The sequence below is a fragment of the Cellulomonas sp. FA1 genome (assembly GCF_000986825.1).
Lineage (GTDB): Bacteria > Actinomycetota > Actinomycetes > Actinomycetales > Cellulomonadaceae > Cellulomonas > Cellulomonas iranensis.
Genome location: NZ_LBMY01000001.1, coordinates 3778767 through 3793246, shown reverse-complemented (window position 1 = coordinate 3793246; position 14480 = coordinate 3778767). Strand labels below are relative to the sequence as shown.

The following is a 14480-nucleotide window of genomic DNA, read 5'->3' as shown; positions in this document are numbered from 1 at the left end:
GGCGGTCTCGAGATCGGTCTCGGCGCCGCTCGCGCGGGCGGGGTCGACGCCGGGCTCGGGTGCGTCCGCGGACGAGGTCGTGGGGGTCACCGCACCAGCCTCCCACCCGCCCGGGCGCGACCCGCGACGCGGCCCGTCCGCCGCGGGTCGAGGCCCGCGTCGGGACGTCCGGATCGCCCGGTGCGCGTACCCCTACGATGGCCCCGTGTCGACCGACGGAGACGCCACCGAGCGCCAGCCGACGGGGCAGGGGGCGCCCCTGGACCCGACGGCGGACGCGCTCCCACCCGACGCCGCGAGCGACCGCACGTCGACCGCCGGTCCGCCGGACGACCCCGCCCCGCTGCCGCCCGACGACGCGACGCCGGCCCCGGGCGCGCGGCACCACGACGCGGCGTCCGCACGGCCCGACGGCGCCACGGCGGCGTCCGGGGCGTCGGCCACGACCGTGCTGACACCCCTCGCGGAGGGCGCGCCCACGGACGGCGCGCCCACGGCCGACGCCCTCGCGCACGAGCCCGACGAGCCCCACGAGCCGCGCCTGCTGCGCCGCCTGCTCGGCGCCGGCACGCTCGCGCTCGACGCGACGCCCCGCGCGCGGCTCACCGGGTGGCTCTGGGCGCTGGCCGTCACGGCGTTCGGCGGGGTCCTGCGGTTCTGGGACCTCGCACGCCCGCACGCGCTGGTGTTCGACGAGACGTACTACGTCAAGCAGGCGTTCTCGCTGCTGGTCCGCGGGTACGAGGCGTCGTGGGGCGACGAGCCCAACCCGCGGTTCGAGGCGGGCGACACCAGCATGCTCGGCACGGACCCGGAGTACGTGGTCCACCCGCCGGTCGGCAAGTGGATGATCGCGCTGGGCATGCGCCTGGGGGGCGGCGTCGAGAGCTCGTTCGCGTGGCGGCTGGCCGCGGCGGTGTGCGGCACGCTCGCGGTGCTGATGATCGCGCGCATCGCGCGGCGGCTGTTCGCCTCGACGGCGCTCGGGACGGTCGCGGGGCTGTTCCTCGCGCTCGACGGGCAGGCGATCGTGCAGTCGCGGATCAGCCTGCTCGACCCGTTCCTCATGTTCTTCGTCCTCGCGGCGTTCGGCTTCCTCATCCTCGACCGCGAGCAGGCCCGACGGCGCCTCGCGACGCGCACCGCGGCGCTCCTCGACGCCGGGCACCCGCTGCGCTGGGGCCCGGGGCTGGGGTTCCGCTGGTGGCGGCTCGCGGCCGGTGTCGCGCTCGGCCTGGCGATCGGCACGAAGTGGTCGGGCCTGTACTTCCTGGCGGTGTTCGGGCTGCTCACGGTCGCGTGGGACGCGACCGCGCGCCGGTCCGCGGGCGTGGCGCCCTGGGTCCGGGCGACCCTCGTGAAGGACGCCGTCGTCGCGTTCCTCGTCATGGTGCCCACCGCCCTGCTGACGTACGTCGCGTCGTGGGCCGGGTGGTTCGCGTCGAACGACGGCTGGAACCGGCAGTGGGCGGCGAGCCACCCCGGCGAGGGCGTGACGTGGCTGCCGCCGGCGCTGCGCTCGCTGTGGGCGTACCACCAGGACATGTGGCGGTTCCACAACGGGCTGGAGACGCCGCACTCCTACGCGGCCGGCCCCCTGGGGTGGATCGTGCAGTGGCGACCCACGTCGTTCTACTACCCCACCGAGGTCTCGGGCCTCACGGGGGACGCGGCGCGGCAGGCGTGCGGCGCGGACTCGTGCTCGCAGGCCATCCTCGCCGTCGGCAACCCGGTGCTGTGGTGGGCCGGCGCGGCCGCGGTGCTCGTGGCGCTGTTCTGGCTGGTGCGCTACCGCGACTGGCGCGCCGGCGCCGTGCTGTCCGGGCTGCTCGCCGGCTGGGTGCCGTGGTTCGCGTACGCGCACCGCACGATCTTCACGTTCTACACGGTCGCGTTCGTGCCGTGGGTCGTGCTCACGCTCGTGTACGTGCTGGGGCTGCTGGTCGGGCCGCGTGTCGAGCCCGACGGCACGGCGCGCGAGCGGCGCGCCCGGCGGGCGACCGTCGTCGCCGTCGGCGTGTTCGTCGCGGTCGTCGCGGGTGTCGGGCTGTTCTTCTACCCGGTGTGGGCGGGCTGGGTGATCCCGTGGCAGCAGTGGCACGTGCGCATGTGGCTGCCCACCTGGATCTGAGTCAGACCGCCGGGTCGGGCGCGACGGGTGCCGCCCAGCGGCCCTGCGGCGAGCGGTGCCACGCGAGCCCGAGCCGGTCCCAGAGCTCGCCGTGCGCGGCGAGCCGCTCGGTGAAGTCGTCGAAGTCCCGACGCGCGGGGTCGCTCCACGCGACCTCGGCGACGGCCGCGAGCCGCGGCAGGAGCATGGTCGTGAGGTCGTCGAGCGTCCGCAGCGTCTCCGTCCACACCGCCGCCTCGACCCCGGCGACGGCCTCGGGCGGCAGCCCGTCGACGAGGGTCGCGGGCTCCCACTCGTAGGCGTCGCGGAGCTCGACGTGCCCGGCCCACTCCAGCCCCAGGGGGAAGTCGGGCCCGTACTTCATGTCGAGGTACACGCGCGAGCCGGGCGACAGCAGGATCCGCGCACCGGCGTGCGCGGCGCGCACGAACGGCGCCGGGTCGACGCGCGTGTCCCAGTACTGCACGACCGTGCCGGGCGGCAGGTCCGGCACCGACGCGACCTCCTGCCACGCGACGACCCGCTTGCCGTGCGCGGTGACCGCGGCGGCGGCGGACCGCACGAGCCGCTCGTACTCGTCGCGCCCCATCGCGAGGACCTCGTCGCCCCCGATGTGCAGGTGCTCGCCGGGCGTCATCTCGGCGAGGTCCCCGAAGACGTCGGCGAGGAACGCGTGCGTGGCCGGCAGGTCGTCGTGCAGGCGCGAGAACCCCACCTCGATGCCGAGGTACTCGTCGGCGGGCTCACCGTCGGGGTTGAGCTCGCCGTAGGCGTGCTGCGCGGCGTTGACGTGCCCCGGCACGTCGAGCTCGGGCACCACGCGGACGGCCCGGGCGTGCGCGTACGCCAGGATCTCGTCCCAGTCGGCGCGCGAGTAGTGCCCGCCGGGGTCGCCGCCCACCGAGCGGGCGCTCGCGCGCCGCACCAGCTCGGGCCGCGAGGGCAGGTCGAGCCGCCAGGCCTGGTCGTCCGTGAGGTGCAGGTGGAGCACGTTGAGCTTGTAGTGCCCCATGAGGCCGATGACGACCTTGAGGTCCGGGACGCTCACGAAGTGCCGCGCGACGTCCACCGACAGGCCGCGCCACGCGTAGCGCGGCGCGTCCTCGACGCGCACGGCCGCGACCTGCACGCCGCCCCCGGGGAGCGGGCGCAGCAGCTGGCGCAGCGTGACGACGGCGTGCACGAGGCCGTCGACGGTCCGGGCCTCGAGCCGCACGCGGCCGTCGCCCGCGACCACGCGGTACGCCTCGTCGCCGGGCGGGAGGTCGTCCACGAGGCGCAGGTGCACGACCCCGGGGGTGCCGAGGTCGGCGTGGCTCACCTCGACGGCGCGGCCGCTCGCACGGCCGAGCATGTCGGCGGTGAGCACCGCGACCGGGACGAGGTCGTCGGCCGCGTCGACCACGACGACCGTCGAGGGCGTGATGACGAACGGGGGGCGCGACGACGGCTCGACGACGAGCGGGGCGGGCACCACGGCGACGACGTCGGACACGGGACTCCCTCGGGGACGGACGGCACCGGCGCTGCGCAACCTACCCCTCCGGGGCGCCGCGGGTGGGCCGGACGCGCGAGCCGGTCGTGACGGGCCGCTCGACGGGCGGGACCGCCCGACCCGTCCTACTTTGCTCCCAGGCCGGTCGTCGGTCGACGGGGAGCGAGGAGCACACCATGGACGTCAACGGCATCATCAGCGCGATCGTGGTCGGCGCGATCATCGGCGCGCTCGGCCGGTTGGTCGTGCGCGGCAAGCAGCACATCTCCATCCTCGTGACGATCATCATCGGGATCGTCGCGGCACTCATCGGCACGTGGATCGCGTCGTTGGTCGGCTGGAACGAGACCAAGGGCGTCGACGTGCTGGAGATCGTCATCCAGGTCGCCCTCGCGGCGATCCTCGTGAGCCTGTACGTCGGCTCGGCGGGGCGCCGTCGCTGACGCCACCCGCACGCAGGACGAGGGCGGTCCGACCCACCGGGGTCGGACCGCCCTCGTGCGTCCGGGCCACGGGGACGCGCGGGCCCGGCCCCCGGGCCTCAGCGGGCGAGGTCCGCCGCGGCGGCCACTCCCGTCGCGTCGAGCGTCGCGCCGTCGGGGACGCGTCCGCCGTCGCCGTCGAGCACGGCGTCGCCGCGCACCGTGACCCCGGCGCCGAAGGTCCAGTCGCCGCGCACGCGCAGCGAGGAGGCCTCGACCAGCGACGGCACGTGCGGCACGTGCCGGTCGAAGTCGCCGACGAGCGCGTAGTGCGCGGGGTCCAGGTCGACGAACGGCGCGTCGACCCGCGCGACGAGCCGGTGCGCGTCGTCCTCGGCGTAGACGTCGGAGCGCAGCACGAGCAGGTCGTTGGTCGTCTTGACGGGCAGGAACCGGTCGCGCCCGACCTCGAGCACCGCGGCCCCGTCGAACACCTCGATCGCGGCGCCCATCGCGGACTCGATCTGCACGACCCGCGGTGAGGTCTTGTCGGTGGGGTCGACGGTCTTCTCGTTGCGGATGAGCGGCAGGTCGAGGACGCCGCCCGTCCGCTCGAGCTCGGCGGCGAGCGCCTCGAGGTCGAGCCACAGGTTGTTGGTGTTGAAGAACGCGTGCGTCGCGATGTCGGCGGCCGCGTCGGCGTCGTCGGCGTGGGTCTGCGCGGTCTCGCGCAGCACGATGCGCCCGTCGGCGCGGCGCACCACGAGGTGGCCGCCCTTGCGGTCGGCGGGCGTGCGGCGCGCGACCTCGGCGGCGAACGGCGCACCGGTGGCGGCGAACCAGCCGGCGACGCGCGCGTCCGGGGTCGCCCCGAGGTTGTCGGAGTTCGAGACCGACGCGTAGCGGAACCCCGCGTCGAGCAGCGCCGTGAGCACGCCCGACGCGTGCAGCGCCGGGTACAGGTCGCCGTGGCCGGGCGGGCACCACTCGAGCGACGGGTCCGCCTCCCACGTGACGGGCGCGAGCCCGTCGACGAGCAGCTTGGGCTCGCGGTTCTGCAGGAAGTCGAGCGGCACGCCGTCGACCGCGAGGGCGGGGTGGGCGGCGAGCGCCGCGAGGCTGTCGTCGCGCGTGCGGAACGAGTTCATGAGCACGAGCGGCAGCCGCGCGCCGGTGGCCGCGCGGGCGGCGAGCACCTGGTCGGCGATGACGTCGAGGAACGTGCGGTCGCCGCGCACGGGCAGCAGCGACTTGGCCCGGTCCATGCCCATCGACGTGCCGAGCCCGCCGTTGAGCTTGACGACCGCGGTCCGCGCGAGCGCCTCGCGGGCCGCGTCGGGGTCCACGTCGAGGTCGGCGAGCCGGGGGACGTCGGTCAGCGGGTCGACGTCGGCCTCCCGCACGATTCCCGTGCTGCCGCTCTCGAGGAGGCCGTAGAACCGGGTGAACGCGTCGACCGCGGCCGTGGGAACGCCGGCGTCACGCATCTTCTGCTGGGCGAGGGCGAGTCCGTTCATGGCTCGACACTAGGGGTCCGCGGCGTGTCGGACCCGTCGGGCAGGGTCGTCGGGCCGGGACGTCGGCAGCGTCCGCGTCACGGACGCCGGTCCAGGTCAGCGGGGTCCCGGGCCCGGCGAGCCGGGCCCGGCGCGGTCAGTGCCGCGCGCCGAGGGGCGTGCGGTCGGCGTCCTCGCGGACCACCCGGACCAGGTCCGCGGCGGCGTCCGACGGCCGCGCGCCCGCCCACAGGACCGTGAGGGGGCGCGTGATCCGCAGGGCGTGCACGCGGACGCGCGCGAGCCGGCCCGCGCGCACGTCGTCGGCGACCGCGAGCGCGCTGAGGGCGCCGGGGCCGACGCCCGCCATGACGGCGCTGCGCACGCCGAGGGTCGTGGGCAGCACGGCCGCCGGCGGCGCGTGCAGCGGGTGCCCCGCCCCGGCGAGCGCGTCCTCCAGCGCGCGGCGCGTGCCGCTGCCCGGCTCGCGCAGCACGAGGGGGGTGGCGGCGAGCTCGACGGCCCGCACGGTCCCCGCGACGGCCCAGGGGTGGTGACGCGGCACGACGACCTCGACGGTGTCGTGGCCGAACGTCGCGGAGCCCAGGTCGGACGGCACCGACGGGGTCTCGACGAAACCGAGGTCCACCTGCCCCGCGCGCACGGCCTCGACCACGGCGGCGCTGTTCACGGACTCGAGGCGGACGACGACGTCGTCGTCGCCGCGCTCGGCCCGCCAGCGCGCGACCCACCCGGGCAGCAGGTGCTCGGCGATCGTGAGGCTCGCGGCGACGCGCACGGTGCGCTCGCGGTCGGCGCGCAGCGCGCCCACGACGCCCGTGAAGTCGTCCGCCGCGGCGAGCAGGCCCGCCGACCACCCGACGACCAGCTGCCCCTCGCGCGTGAGGTGCGAGCCGCGGGCCGAGCGCACGAGGAGCTGCGTGCGCAGCGTGCCCTCGAGGCCGCGGACCCGCAGCGACACGGCCTGCTGGCTGACGCCCAGCCGGTCGGCGGCGGCCGAGAGGCTGCCGAGCTCGGCGACGAGCGCGAGGGCGCGCAGCGCCGCGAGGTCGGGCTCACGGTGCACGTGCCCTCCTCGGGGTGCTCGGTCCGGACCTCCACCGTCCGGCCACAAGCGTACGTTGTGCCCCGCGCGGGTTCTGCCCCTACTGCCGCGCCCGCGCGACGCGCACCCTGGCGGGGTGCCACCCGTCCCGACCCGCGTCACCCCGCACCGCACGCGCGCCACCACCCCCGGCGCCACGGCCCGCCCCGCCCCCACCTCTCCCCCGACGACCCTCGCGTGCCGCGCGCTGCGCCGGGCCGCGCGCTCACCCCGGGGCTCGCGCTGTGCGCCGCCGCGACCCTGGCGTCGCTCGGCGCAGCGCACGTGCTGCCCGGCGTCAGCCCGCTCGTCGTCGCGATCGCGCTGGGCGTCGTGCTCGCCAACACCACGGGTGCCCCGGCGGCCGCCGGGCCGGGCCTCGCCGTCGCGGCCCGCCGCCTGCTGCGCGTGGGCGTCGTGCTGCTGGGCCTGCGGCTCGCGCTCGCGGACGTCGCCGCGCTCGGGGCGCCGCTGCTCGCGGTCGTCGTGGTCGTCGTCGCCGGGGGCGTGCTCGGCACGCTCGCGCTCGGGCGCGCGCTGCGCGTCCCGACGCACCTCGCGGTGCTCGTCGCGTGCGGGTTCTCGATCTGCGGCGCGGCCGCCGTCGCCGCGGCGGCGGGCGTCACCGACCCGGACGACGAGGCCGAGCAGGACACCGTGACGGCCGTCGCCCTCGTCGTCGTCTTCGGCACCCTCATGATCGGTCTCGTCCCGCTGCTCGCACCGCTGCTCGGGCTGCGCGACGCGCGCGCCGGGGCGTGGGCCGGCGCGTCGGTGCACGAGGTCGCGCAGGTCGTCGCGGTCGGCGGGGCCCTCGGCGGCGCCGCGCTCACGGCGGCGGTCGTCGTCAAGCTCGCGCGCGTGCTGCTGCTCGCACCCGTCGTGGCGGCGCTCGCGCTGCACCGCCGCCGCGCCGTGCGCGCGGCGGACGGCCCCACGACGACGGGACGCCGCCCCCCGGTCGTGCCGCTGTTCGTGGCCGGGTTCCTCGCGATGGTCGTCGTGCGGTCCACGGTCCCGCTGCCGGACGGGCTGCTCGCCGCGGCCGGGACCGCGCAGACCGCGCTCCTCACCGCCGCGATGTTCGCGCTCGGGTGCGGCGTGCGGTTCGCCGCGCTGCGGGCCGTCGGGCTGCGCCCGGTCGTGCTGGCGGCGCTGTCCACGGCGTGGGTCGCGGGCCTCGCGGCGGTCGGCGTCCTGCTCGCCACCTGAGCGCGCCGCGCCACCCGAACGGCGCAGGACGATCGTCCCGACCTCCCGCCGAACCGTCAGTCCCCGCGGCCCGCGGCCGATCGGACGGCAGTTCCGTCCCGGAGGAGACCCCGATGTTCGCGACCCGCCGCCGCCCCGTCCCCGACGACCTGGCGCCCCTCGTCGCCCGGCTCGGCGCCCACACCGTGCTCGACGCGCTGCCCGCTCCCCTGCTCGTGACCGACGACCGCGGCGAGGTCGTGCAGCGCAACCGCGCGGGCGACGCGCTCTCGGGGCGCATCGTGCGCGAGCACGGCGCGCACGTCATGGGCGCCCTGCGCGACCGCCTGGCCGAGGTGGTGCGGTCGTCGACGACGTTCCCCGCCCGCGTCGTCGTCTCGGTGCCCGTCGAGGCCGGGCAGGTCGAGCTCGAGGTCGTCGTCGACCGGCTGCCCGAGGGGTTCGTGGGCGTGTGGGACGACGTGACCGCCCGGCAGCGGCAGGAGCGCGAGACGCGCGTGGTCGCCGACGAGCTGCTGACGTCGTCGACGTCGCTCTCGACGCTCGCCGACCGGCTCGCGTCCGACGCCGACGACGTGTCGGCACGCGCGGGCGCGGTCGCCGCCGCCTCGGAGCAGATGTCCGCGAGCATCCACGAGATCGCGGTCGGCACGACCGCGGCCGCCGACGGCACCGCGCACGCGGTCGAGTCCGCCGCGACCGCGAGCGAGCGGCTGTCCGAGCTGTCCACCGTCGTGGGCCGCATCGGCGCGATGAGCAAGCTCATCACGTCGATCGCGGAGCAGACGCACCTGCTGGCCCTCAACGCGACGATCGAGGCGGCGCGCGCGGGCGAGGTCGGGCGCGGTTTCGCGGTCGTCGCGGGCGAGGTCAAGTCGCTCGCGGACCGCACGCACGAGGCGATCGGCGAGATCACCGAGATGGTCGACGCGATCACCGCGACCACGGGCCGCACGGCCGACGCGATCGGCGAGATCGTGGGCCGCATCGACGACGTGCGCGAGCGGCAGGCGACCGTCGCGACCGCCGTGCAGGAGCAGTCGGCCGTGGCCGACGGCATGAGCCGCGACATCGGCGCGGTCGCGGCCGCCGCCGGGACCACCGTGCTCGCGGTCGGCGAGCTGCGCGCGTCGGCCGAGGACGCCACGGGCCGCGCCGCGCGGCTGCACGAGCTGTTCGGGCGCTGAGACCGGGCCGGCTCCCTCGCCCCCCGGGGGAGCCGGCCCCGCCCTCGCCACCGGCCCGTGGCGAGACAGACCGGTCACCGCTCTCGCGTCCGCACTGCAGGACGAGCGGCGCCCCGGGGCTGGCTTGCCCCATCCCTCTGACCTGCGCCATCATCCGCCGATGACGACGACGTCCGCCCGAAAGACCGCCGCATGGGCCGCGGCCGTGCTGCTCCTGCTGGCCGCGTGCACCGGCGGCTCCGACGCCGCCGCGCCGACACCGACCCCCACCCGGGTCGCACCCGGCAGCTCGGGAACGGTCGACCTCGACGACCGCTCCTTCACCCTCGACGTCCCCTCCGGGTACGACGCCGACGAACCCGCGCCCCTGGTCGTGTCGCTGCACGGCTACTCGGAGGTCGGCGCGAGCACGGCCACCTACCTCGGCCTGCGCGACCAGTCGGAAGAGCAGGGGTTCCTGCTCGCCTACCCGGAGGGCCTCGTCGACAGGGCGGGCAAGCAGTACTGGAACGCGACGCCCGCCTGCTGCTCCTTCGACGGTGCCGACCCCGACGACGACGGCTTCGTGACCCGCGTCATCGAGACGGTCCAGGCGCAGTACGCGGTGGACCCGAAGCGGGTCTTCGTCATCGGGCACTCGAACGGCGCGTTCATGGCGCTGCGCATGGCGTGCCACCACCCCGACCTGATCGCCGCGGCCGTGTCGGTCGCCGGTGCGAACGACGCCGATCCGTCGGCGTGCGCCCCGGGCCGGCCCGTCAGCGTCCTGCAGGTCCAGGCGGACACCGACGAGGTCATCCGCTACGAGGGCGGCAGCGTCGGCCCGGGGGCGCCCTACCCGGGGGCCGAGCAGACGGTCGCGGACTGGCGGGCGATCGACGAGTGCGACGCCAGCCCGACCCTCGGCACCGCGGACTACGACTCGACGCTCGCCGGCCCCGAGACCGTGACGAGCAGCTGGTCCTGCTCCCACGGCACCGAGGTCGGCCTGTGGACGATCGTGGGCGGCGCGCACGGCCCGACGTGGTCGGACGCGTTCGCCCCCGACGTGACCGCGTGGATGCTGGCGCACGGACGCGAGGCCTGACGTCCAGCTGCACCACCTCGCGGACGGGCTCGCGATCGAGCCCGTCCGCGACGTGGTGCGGGTGGCGCCGAGCACCCCGACCACATCCGTCGGCTGCTCCACCGGCCCCGGACGCACGAAGAGCCCGCCGTGACCGGCGGGCTCTTCGTGACTCACTCTCGGCGACGCCGCTCACTCGTGTGTCGAGTCCGAGCGTCGTGGTGGAGCTGAGGGGATTCGAACCCCTGACCTTCTCATTGCGAACGAGACGCGCTACCAACTGCGCCACAGCCCCTTGAAGCGGGATCACACTAGCACCCCGCGGGCCCCACGACGAAACCGGGCCGGGCCGTCGCGACGCACGTCACACGCGTGCGCGGCGACCCGGCTCCGTCGCCTACTGCCCCGCCGCGCGGCGGCGCGCGAGCACCGCGTTGAGGTCGATGCTGCCGGTCGTCTCCGCGACCGGCTCGGCCACCGTCTCGGCCGCGGGGGCGGCCGTGTCGCCCGCGGGCGCGTCGGCCGGCCTGCGCGCGGTCGACGCGTCCGCGTCACCCTCGCCGAGCGGCGCGGGGTCGCGGCGCGGCGCGGACGCCTTCATCGTGTACGTCGGGCGCGGCACGGGCACCGGCGACCACGCGTCCTCGTCCTGCGACGCAGCGTCGACCGCGGGCACGGCCTCGGTCGCGGTGCCCTGCGCGTCCCGGCGCACGACCGGCACCTGGCCGGTCGCGTGGCGCGCGGGCCCGCTCGACTCGCCGCGGTCGGCGACGATGCGCTCGAACACCTCGGTGTGCGCGTCCGAGGGCCGCACCGCGTACCCGGTGACGAGCGGCACGGGCGCCTCGAGCTCGGACTCCGTGCGAGCGACGGGCGTCGCACCCGTCCGCGGGCGCACCACGGGCGTCGCCCCCGTGCGGGCGCGGACCGTCGGGGTCGCGCCGGTGCGGGGCCGGGCGGCCAGCCGCTCCTCGCGCTCGATCGTCGCGGCCCACTCGGCGTCCGCCACCTGACCGGCGATCACGGCACGGCGGCCCAGCACGACGACGGACGCGAGCAGCGCCGACGGCACGGCCCCGGCGAGCCACGTCGCGGCGGGCACGAGGCCCGTCACGACCCAGCCGGCCACGGTCGCGGCGACCAGGACGGCGGCCAGCAGACCGCGGCGGCGCGCGGCCGCACCCCGCCGCGCGGCCGCGGCGGCACGCGACGCACGGGCCTGCGCCAGCCGGCGCGCGGCCTCGGCGGAGATGCGCTCGGGTGTGGCGTGCGGTCGGTCCACGGTCCTGCCTCCTGTCGCCGTGCCGGCGGACGTCGCCGGCACCCCCGTCCCCGGGGTGAGCAGTGATCTGGTGCTCGGCCCCCACATGCCGGCTGCCGCGGCTCCACGCCCCAGACGGCGACGCGTGCTGCTCGCCACCGCCACGACGCGCAGCCCCGTGGAGAACCGGTCGTCGGCCCGGGCCTCCAGCAGTCGCTGCCGGTGCCGCAGGTGGTGCGGCACCAGGTACGCCGCCCACAGGCCCACGAGCGCGAGCGCTGCGGGGCCTGCGAGATCGTTCACGTCACGACGGTAGGGGGCACGGCGCCCGCGACGTCGCACCGGTGCGGCGTGTCGCGCCGACCCACCCGACCGGGGCGGTGCTAATGGGACGCGTCAGGCGTGCGCGCGCCGCCGGTGCCAGCGGGCCACGAGCCCCTCGGGCACGTCCTCCGTGGTCAGCGCGAACGTCCGGTGGTCGCGCCAGCGGCCCTGGATGTGCAGGTAGCGCTCGCGCAGCCCCTCGTCGCGGAACCCGAGCTTCTCGACCACGCGCAGCGACGGCCCGTTCTCGGGCCGGATGTTGACCTCGACGCGGTGCAGGCCCAGGGCGCCGAAGCAGTGGTCGGTCGCGAGCGCGACCGCGGTGGGCGTGATGCCACGCCCGGCGACGTGCCGCGACACCCAGTAGCCGATCGCCGCGGACCGCAGCGACCCGTACTGGATCGACGACACCGTGAGCTGCCCGACGAGCGCGCGCTCGTGCTCGACCGCGAACGGCAGCGCCTGCCCGTCGCGCGCCTGCGCGGCGAGCGCGCGCACGAACTGCCCGAACGTGGGCCGCGGGCCGCGCACCGGCTCGGGGCTCGTCGCGTCCCACGGCTCGAGCCAGCCGACGTTCTCGGCGCGCAGGCGCATCCAGGCGTCGCCGTCGCGGCGCCGCAGCGGCCGCAGCCGCACGTCACCGTCGACCAGCTCCACGGGCCACCCCACGGCCACGGCTCACGCTCCTTCCGCGCGACGACGGGCGCGGCTCACCCCTCGAGGACGAGGCAGTGCAGCACGCTGCCCGGGTGCACCGCCAGGTCCCCCTCCCCCACGACGGCCAGCGCGTTGGCGTGCGCGAGCGCCGTGGTCGACGGGGCGGACGGGTCACCGATCGGGGTCGCACGGTACCCCTCGTCGGGGGATCCGAGCACGCTGGCGGGCACGAACTGCCGCAGCCCGGGCGGCGACGCCCAGCCCTCGGTGGCGACGGCGGCCACCGAGGGGCGGAACAGCTCGGCGTGCCCGGCCATCGCGCGCAGCGCCGGCCGCACAAACACCTCGAACGACACCTGCGCCGCGACCGGGTGCCCCTGCAGCGCGAACAGCGGTACCGTCCGCCCGCCCGCGTCGACGACGTCGAGGCCGTGCGCACCGACCGTGCCGAACCCGTGCCGCAGGCCGGGCGTCATCGCGACCTGGTCGAGCCGCACCGTGCCGAGCGGTGCGAGGACGTCCTTCACGGTGTCGTGCGCGAGCTCGGACAGCCCACCCGTGAGGACCACGAGGTCGGCGCGCACGAGCTGGTCCTCGAGCGCCTCGCGCAGCGCGGCCAGCTCGTCGGGGACGGCGCCGACCCGCACGGGCGTCGCGCCCGCGTCCCGCACGGCCGCCTCCAGCGCGTGCCCGTCGGCCTCGAAGACCGTGCCCGGGCGGGCGGCGCTCGTCGGCTCGATCAGCTCGGACCCCACCGACAGCAGCACGACGCGCGGGCGCGGGTGCACGCGCAGCCGCCCACGCCCCAGGGCCGCCGCGAGCGCGATCTGGCGGGCCCCGAGCCGCGTGCCCGCCGTCAGCACGGTCTCGCCCGCGCGCACGTCCGCTCCGGCGACCCGCACGTGCTGCCCCGCCGTCGCGACGCGCTGGAACGCGACCCGCGCCTGCCCGCGGTCGGTCTCCTCGACGGGGACGACCGCGTCGGCGCCCAGCGGCAGCGGCGCCCCCGACGCGACGCGCACGGCCGTGCCGCCGACGTGGCGCAGGCCGGCGGGGCTGCCGGCGTGCAGGTCGTGCGCGACCGGCAGCGCGGGGCCCTGCGCCCCCGACGCGTACGTGTCGTGCGCGGCGACCGCGTAGCCGTCGCGCGCCGCGACCGCGACGGCCGGGACGTCGACCGACGCGACCACGTCGGCCGCGAGGATGCAGCCGGTCGCGTCGTGCAGCACGACGTCGAGCGGCGCCACGGGTGCGGCGGCGGCCAGCACGGCGGCGAGATGGTCCTGGACCGTCCTCATGCGCGCATTGTGCCTGCCGGGCGGCCGTGCGCCGCGACCGGCGCGCGCGACCGGGCCTCGCCGGGCACGTGCGCCGCACCACGGGCATGACCTCGGTCCGGGTCGGCGGGGCCGGACTTTGAGACACTGGTGCCATGAGCGCCGTCGCCCAGCCCCCCTCCCCTGCGGACGAGGTGGCGCGACGCGCACGACCCCGCGACCCGTCGGAGGAGAAGGACCGGCTGCGGCGCCGGATCCGCGAGCAGCGCGCGCACCGCTCGGCGCGGCAGCGCTCGGAGGTCGCGCAGCGGCTCGCGGACGTCGTGCTGACGATCCCCGAGGTGGCCGGCGCGCGCTGCGTGAGCGTCTACGCGTCCCGCCCGACCGAGCCCGGCACGGGCCCCCTGGTCGAGGTGCTCGCGGCGCGCGGCGTGCGGCTCCTGCTGCCCGTGCTGGGCACGGGCCTGCAGCGCGACTGGGCCGAGTACGCGGGCCCCGACGACCTGCGCGAGCGCGCCCCCGGCCGCCCGCCCGAGCCGGGCGGCGAACCGCTGGGCGCCGCCGCGCTGGCCGACGCGGACGTGGTGCTCGTGCCCGCGCTGGCGGTCGACGCGGCGGGCGGCCGCCTGGGGCAGGGCGGCGGCTGGTACGACCGCGTGCTGGCGCACGTGCGCCCGGGCGTGCCCGTGGTCGCGCTTGTCCACGAGGACGAGGTGCTCGGGTCGGTGCCGCGCGCACCCCACGACGTGGGTGTCACGGCCGTCGCGACGCCGACCGGCTGGCGGCGGCTCGGACCGGGCGCGCCCGACGCCTGACGGCGACGTCCCCCTGACGTCAGGGCGCCGGG

Annotated in this window: 12 protein-coding genes and 1 tRNA gene; 6 read left to right on the top strand and 7 right to left on the bottom strand. The window is 77.1% G+C overall.

What is annotated here, in order from left to right; translation table 11 throughout:
• Positions 1-205: 205 nt before the first annotated feature.
• Positions 206-2131, top strand: a complete 1926-nt coding sequence (locus GY42_RS17090) for a dolichyl-phosphate-mannose--protein mannosyltransferase (protein ID WP_046530225.1) — start codon at positions 206-208, stop codon at positions 2129-2131.
• Position 2132: 1 nt separating this feature from the next.
• Here the strand turns inward: GY42_RS17090 and GY42_RS17085 are convergent, their stop codons facing one another.
• Positions 2133-3626: a family 20 glycosylhydrolase gene (locus GY42_RS17085; RefSeq protein WP_046530224.1), complete on the bottom strand. Its 1494-nt coding sequence runs from the start codon at positions 3624-3626 to the stop codon at positions 2133-2135.
• A gap of 176 nt (positions 3627-3802) precedes the next feature.
• Between GY42_RS17085 and GY42_RS17080 the strand changes: the two genes are divergently transcribed.
• Positions 3803-4069, top strand: a complete 267-nt coding sequence (locus GY42_RS17080) for a GlsB/YeaQ/YmgE family stress response membrane protein (RefSeq protein WP_046530223.1) — start codon at positions 3803-3805, stop codon at positions 4067-4069.
• Between the two features lie 98 nt (positions 4070-4167).
• Here the strand turns inward: GY42_RS17080 and GY42_RS17075 are convergent, their stop codons facing one another.
• Positions 4168-5565: a UTP--glucose-1-phosphate uridylyltransferase gene (locus tag GY42_RS17075; protein ID WP_046530222.1), complete on the bottom strand. Its 1398-nt coding sequence runs from the start codon at positions 5563-5565 to the stop codon at positions 4168-4170.
• Between the two features lie 136 nt (positions 5566-5701).
• Positions 5702-6631: a LysR family transcriptional regulator gene (locus GY42_RS17070; RefSeq protein ID WP_046530221.1), complete on the bottom strand. Its 930-nt coding sequence runs from the start codon at positions 6629-6631 to the stop codon at positions 5702-5704.
• A 216-nt stretch (positions 6632-6847) separates the two neighbouring features.
• Between GY42_RS17070 and GY42_RS17065 the strand changes: the two genes are divergently transcribed.
• From GY42_RS17065 to GY42_RS17055, 3 genes are all read left to right on the top strand, one after another.
• On the top strand, positions 6848-7861 hold the full coding sequence (locus tag GY42_RS17065) for a YeiH family protein (RefSeq protein WP_046530220.1): 1014 nt from the start codon (positions 6848-6850) through the stop codon (positions 7859-7861).
• Between the two features lie 113 nt (positions 7862-7974).
• On the top strand, positions 7975-9048 hold the full coding sequence (locus tag GY42_RS18475; RefSeq protein ID WP_052748485.1) for a methyl-accepting chemotaxis protein: 1074 nt from the start codon (positions 7975-7977) through the stop codon (positions 9046-9048).
• 160 nt (positions 9049-9208) lie between these two features.
• Positions 9209-10135 (top strand): alpha/beta hydrolase family esterase, encoded by a 927-nt coding sequence (locus GY42_RS17055; protein ID WP_082131632.1) that lies wholly within the window; start codon positions 9209-9211, stop codon positions 10133-10135.
• A gap of 198 nt (positions 10136-10333) precedes the next feature.
• Here the strand turns inward: GY42_RS17055 and GY42_RS17050 are convergent.
• The 4 genes from GY42_RS17050 to GY42_RS17035 form a co-directional block, all read right to left on the bottom strand.
• Positions 10334-10409: transfer RNA gene (locus tag GY42_RS17050), tRNA-Ala, on the bottom strand.
• 102 nt (positions 10410-10511) lie between these two features.
• Positions 10512-11678, bottom strand: a complete 1167-nt coding sequence (locus GY42_RS17045) for a hypothetical protein (RefSeq protein WP_046530218.1) — start codon at positions 11676-11678, stop codon at positions 10512-10514.
• Positions 11679-11771: 93 nt separating this feature from the next.
• Entirely contained in the window at positions 11772-12374 is a 603-nt protein-coding gene (locus GY42_RS17040) for a GNAT family N-acetyltransferase (RefSeq protein ID WP_046530217.1), read from the bottom strand.
• Between the two features lie 35 nt (positions 12375-12409).
• A complete protein-coding gene (locus GY42_RS17035; RefSeq protein WP_046530216.1) occupies positions 12410-13654 on the bottom strand; it encodes a molybdopterin molybdotransferase MoeA in 1245 nt (414 codons plus the stop codon).
• A gap of 134 nt (positions 13655-13788) precedes the next feature.
• On the opposite strand from GY42_RS17035, the gene GY42_RS17030 reads away from it, so the two are divergent.
• Positions 13789-14448 carry a 5-formyltetrahydrofolate cyclo-ligase gene (locus GY42_RS17030; protein ID WP_046530215.1) on the top strand — a complete coding sequence of 220 codons (660 nt, stop codon included), beginning with the start codon at positions 13789-13791 and terminating at the stop codon, positions 14446-14448.
• Positions 14449-14480: the final 32 nt, after the last annotated feature.

Coding starts and splice junctions, on each gene's coding strand:
- GY42_RS17080 (WP_046530223.1), top strand. CDS start 3,803: ATGGACGTCAACGGCATCATCAGCGCGATCGTGGTCGGCGCGATCATC.
- GY42_RS17075 (WP_046530222.1), bottom strand. CDS start 5,565: ATGAACGGACTCGCCCTCGCCCAGCAGAAGATGCGTGACGCCGGCGTT.
- GY42_RS18475 (WP_052748485.1), top strand. CDS start 7,975: ATGTTCGCGACCCGCCGCCGCCCCGTCCCCGACGACCTGGCGCCCCTC.
- GY42_RS17055 (WP_082131632.1), top strand. CDS start 9,209: ATGACGACGACGTCCGCCCGAAAGACCGCCGCATGGGCCGCGGCCGTG.
- GY42_RS17035 (WP_046530216.1), bottom strand. CDS start 13,654: ATGAGGACGGTCCAGGACCATCTCGCCGCCGTGCTGGCCGCCGCCGCA.
- GY42_RS17030 (WP_046530215.1), top strand. CDS start 13,789: ATGAGCGCCGTCGCCCAGCCCCCCTCCCCTGCGGACGAGGTGGCGCGA.